At 53.3% G+C, this 1,384-nt stretch carries 1 rRNA gene; it reads right to left on the reverse strand.

Annotated elements, in window-relative coordinates:
- Positions 1-19: 19 nt before the first annotated feature.
- Positions 20-1,384: ribosomal RNA gene (locus ACM6J5_RS18445) — 23S ribosomal RNA — on the reverse strand; the annotation flags it as partial.

The raw sequence follows: 1,384 nt of genomic DNA on the forward strand, positions 1-1,384 counted from the left end.
CAAATTGCTTGGGTGTTATATGGTCAAGCCTCACGGGCAATTAGTATTGGTTAGCTCAACGCCTCACAGCGCTTACACACCCAACCTATCAACGTCGTAGTCTTCGACGGCCCTTCAGGGGACTCAAGGTCCCAGTGAGATCTCATCTTGAGGCAAGTTTCCCGCTTAGATGCTTTCAGCGGTTATCTTTTCCGAACATAGCTACCCGGCAATGCCACTGGCGTGACAACCGGAACACCAGAGGTTCGTCCACTCCGGTCCTCTCGTACTAGGAGCAGCCCCTCTCAAATCTCAAACGTCCACGGCAGATAGGGACCGAACTGTCTCACGACGTTCTAAACCCAGCTCGCGTACCACTTTAAATGGCGAACAGCCATACCCTTGGGACCGGCTTCAGCCCCAGGATGTGATGAGCCGACATCGAGGTGCCAAACACCGCCGTCGATATGAACTCTTGGGCGGTATCAGCCTGTTATCCCCGGAGTACCTTTTATCCGTTGAGCGATGGCCCTTCCATACAGAACCACCGGATCACTAAGACCTACTTTCGTACCTGCTCGACGTGTCTGTCTCGCAGTCAAGCGCGCTTTTGCCTTTATACTCTACGACCGATTTCCGACCGGTCTGAGCGCACCTTCGTACTCCTCCGTTACTCTTTAGGAGGAGACCGCCCCAGTCAAACTACCCACCATACACTGTCCTCGATCCGGATAACGGACCTGAGTTAGAACCTCAAAGTTGCCAGGGTGGTATTTCAAGGTTGGCTCCACGCGAACTGGCGTCCACGCTTCAAAGCCTCCCACCTATCCTACACAAGCAAATTCAAAGTCCAGTGCAAAGCTATAGTAAAGGTTCACGGGGTCTTTCCGTCTAGCCGCGGATACACTGCATCTTCACAGCGATTTCAATTTCACTGAGTCTCGGGTGGAGACAGCGCCGCCATCGTTACGCCATTCGTGCAGGTCGGAACTTACCCGACAAGGAATTTCGCTACCTTAGGACCGTTATAGTTACGGCCGCCGTTTACCGGGGCTTCGATCAAGAGCTTCGCGTTAGCTAACCCCATCAATTAACCTTCCGGCACCGGGCAGGCGTCACACCCTATACGTCCACTTTCGTGTTTGCAGAGTGCTGTGTTTTTAATAAACAGTCGCAGCGGCCTGGTATCTTCGACCGGCGTGGGCTTACGGAGCAAGTCCTTCACCCTCACCGGCGCACCTTCTCCCGAAGTTACGGTGCCATTTTGCCTAGTTCCTTCACCCGAGTTCTCTCAAGCGCCTTGGTATTCTCTACCCAACCACCTGTGTCGGTTTGGGGTACGGTTCCTGGTTACCTGAAGCTTAGAAGCTTTTCTTGGAAGCATGGCATCAACCACTTCGTGTTC

This window comes from Pseudomonas sp. IT-P74, from assembly GCF_949768175.1.
Taxonomy (GTDB): domain Bacteria; phylum Pseudomonadota; class Gammaproteobacteria; order Pseudomonadales; family Pseudomonadaceae; genus Aquipseudomonas.